Source organism: Microlunatus aurantiacus, assembly GCF_039536605.1.
GTDB classification, from domain to species: Bacteria; Actinomycetota; Actinomycetes; order Propionibacteriales; family Propionibacteriaceae; genus Microlunatus; species Microlunatus aurantiacus.
The window spans coordinates 1-3,002 of record NZ_BAAAYX010000025.1 but is presented as its reverse complement, the minus strand read 5'-3'; the positions used below and the strand labels follow the sequence as shown (position 1 = coordinate 3,002).

Here is a 3,002-nt window from a genome sequence, read left to right as displayed (position 1 = left end):
CCTTCCAGGTCGACTCCGTCCAGGGCCTTCACGCCCGGGTAGTGCTTCTTCACCCCGACCGCGGTGAACGAGACCTCGCCGGGTGGGAGTGGACTCGCTTCTTGTTCGTGTGCCGCAGCGGCCATGGTGCGCCTTCCTGAGAGGTGGTGGTGCAGAGACTGAAGGGGTACGACTCAGACGCTAGGGGTGGAAGGCAGAGGGCAGATAGCGCCGGAGATGCCACACACTGATACTTTGTTGCTCAATGCTCAGTTCTGGCTCAGAGGGGGCGACGCATGCCGCAGACCGAACAGGTCGCGCACCGGCTGGCCACGATCCAGGCCGCTCGCGAGGTGGTGCCGAGCGACCCGAACCACTCCGCCCGCTGGCACCGCCACGGCGTGCCGAGCCCGTTCTCCCGCTGGAACCACCACCCCGAGTACGAGGTGCACCTGATCACCGCCGGCACCGGCTGGTACGTGGTCGGCGACTGCATCGACGTGTTCAGCGCCGGCCAGCTGGTCCTGGTGGGTTCCCACGTGCCGCACCACTGGATCAGCGACCTCGCTCCCGGCGAACGCCTGCCGGAACGGGACGTGGTGTTCCAGTTCCATCCCCAGTGGATCGACCGTTGCGCGGACCTCCTGCCCGAGGTCGGCGCCGCGCGCGCCCTGCTGCGGCAGTCCCGGCGGGGCATCGAGTTCTCCGGTCCCACCAGGGACGCGGCCGCCGAACGCCTGCAGGCGATCGGGGTCACGGAGGGCGCCGCGCGGCTCGGCCACATCTTCGGCTTGCTGGGTCTGCTGTCGGACGCCCCCGACGGCGAACGGCGTTATCTGGCGGCGGAGTGGTCGACGTCGCTCGACGAGGAAGGCACCGGTGCCGCCGACCGGGTCGACCTCGCCTTCGGCTACATCTTCGCCCACCTCGGCGACGCCGATCTGCGCCTGGCCGACACCGCCCGGCACGTCGGCATGTCGGAGTCCGCGTTCTCTCGCTACTTCGCCCGGGTCACCGGGGTGACGTTCGCTGACACCGTACGGCGACTCCGGCTGGCCCAGGCCGGCAAGCTGCTGCGCGGCACCACGCTGCCGGTGGCCGCGATCGCCCACCGGGTCGGCTACGCGAACCTGTCCAACTTCAACCGGCAGTTCCGCGCCCACCACGGCCACACCCCCCGCACCCACCGCGGGTAGTCCCTGACGGCAAGCGCAGGAAAGTACCAGTGGTCGACATCGCGCTCTCTAGTGCCCGTGGGCGAGCAGGCCTAGATTCGGTGCTGGCTCACCACGGAGCCCCACCCCTCAGGAGTCCGCATCGTGACCAACCGCAGCGCCGTCCTCCACGCCCCGCACGAGCTCACCATCGAGGATCGGGCGGTTCCCGAGCCCCAGCCCGGTGAGGTCCTCGTCCGGGTCGTCGCCGTCGGGATCTGCGGTTCCGACGTGCACTACTTCGAGCACGGCCGCATCGGTCCGTACGTCGTCGAGTCACCGATGGTCATCGGCCACGAAGCGGCGGGAGTCGTCGTGGGGGTCGGCCAGGGGGTGAGCAGCGACCGCATCGGGAAGCGCGTGGCGCTGGAGCCCGGTGTCCCGTGCCGGAACTGCCCCACCTGCCTCTCCGGGCGCTACAACCTGTGCCCCGACGTAGTGTTCTTCGCCACCCCGCCGGTCGACGGCGCCATCTGCGAGTACGTCACGCTGGCCTCCGCCTTCGCCCACGACGTCCCGGCGGGACTCGACCACGAGCACGCCGCCATGGCCGAGCCCGTGTCGGTGGGGATCTGGGCCTGTCGACGGGCGGGTGTCCAGGCCGGGGACCGGGTCCTGGTCACCGGCGCCGGACCGATCGGTCTGCTGACCGCCCAGGTGGCCCGCGCCTTCGGCGCCACCAAGGTGACCGTCACCGACATGAACGCCTTCCGGGTCGAGGCCGCCGCCCGGCTCGGTCTCCACGCCCAACTCGCCCCCACGCCCCTGGAGGGCGAGTACGACGTCCAGGTCGAGTGCTCCGGAGCCGGGGCGGCCCTCAGCACCGGCATGACGTCGCTGGCCCGAGCGGGCCGGGTGGTCCTGGTCGGGATGGGAGCCGACGAGGTCAGCATCAACGTGCCTCTCGTGCAGGGACGGGAGCTCACCCTCACCGGCACGTTCCGGTACGCCAACACCTACCCCCTGGCCCTCGACCTGATCGCGAGTGGCGCCGTCGACGTGGCTCCGGTGATCACCCACCACTTCGACCTCGATCACGCCACCGACGCGATGACCCTCGCTTCGCGGGAGCCGAACTCGCTCAAGGCCATCGTGCGGGTCGGGACGTGAGCTGACCCTGTCGGCCGGGTGGAAGTGCTGTTCTGAATTGGCCGCTCTGGCGGTCCCTAGACCTGCGCATTACGAGTCGCTTGGGAGTCGTCCTCGCTGGCTTCGCTGAGCGTGAATCTGTCCACCCGTGGGCGATCCAGGCCACCAAAATGTGCAACGTTGGCTGCCGGTCTGGCTGCCACACGGGACACAAACCGCAGCGACGCCTCTTGGACAGCAGGCACTGTCGGCGCTGGCCAGTAATCTAGAGATTGAGATGACGAGCCCAAAGTATTGCCGAGGTCGGACCGCCCGCGGCCTGAGATGCCGCCGAGTAGTCGCCGGAGTTGCTTACTGTCATGTTCATGTATCGCAAGCTCGGGACGAGCGTCGGCCCGCTATCAGGCAGTCCCTGACGAATACCGGAGAATTGCCCGGACGCGACCTGGCAATCAGGGCCTCGACCGGGTCGACGGTGTCCGACCGTGTGGCAGTCCCCAGAGTTTTCGAACACCAGGCGAAGTCGGTGCTCGGGGAGGACTTCGCCGTCCGTTTCGGGAGCATCATCTCGGCCGGGTCCGCGGCAGCAGCGCTGTCGGAGTCCATGAAGGCGAGCACCGCGCTCGGCCTGTCGGCCAAGTCCGTCGTCGGCAATTACCCCACCGCCGCCTCGGCGTTGTCAGCGTCCTGGAAGGGCCGGGCGGCGATCGACAAAGCAGT

3 protein-coding genes are annotated in these 3,002 nt (G+C 69.0%); all 3 read left to right on the top strand.

Features of this window, described 5'->3' with window-relative positions:
• Positions 1–275: 275 nt before the first annotated feature.
• The gene (locus ABD714_RS21005) at positions 276–1,175 is read left to right on the top strand and encodes an AraC family transcriptional regulator (protein ID WP_344814416.1); all 900 of its coding nucleotides are present in this window, start codon (positions 276–278) and stop codon (positions 1,173–1,175) included.
• A gap of 123 nt (positions 1,176–1,298) precedes the next feature.
• Positions 1,299–2,303 (top strand): NAD(P)-dependent alcohol dehydrogenase, encoded by a 1,005-nt coding sequence (locus tag ABD714_RS21000; protein WP_344814415.1) that lies wholly within the window; start codon positions 1,299–1,301, stop codon positions 2,301–2,303.
• 454 nt (positions 2,304–2,757) lie between these two features.
• The coding region (locus ABD714_RS20995; RefSeq protein WP_344814414.1) for a hypothetical protein at positions 2,758–3,002 on the top strand (245 nt) is incomplete at its 3' end.

Bases quoted from the DNA above. Each gene is read 5' to 3' on its own strand.
- ABD714_RS21005 (WP_344814416.1), top strand. From the start codon at position 276: ATGCCGCAGACCGAACAGGTCGCGCACCGGCTGGCCACGATCCAGGCC.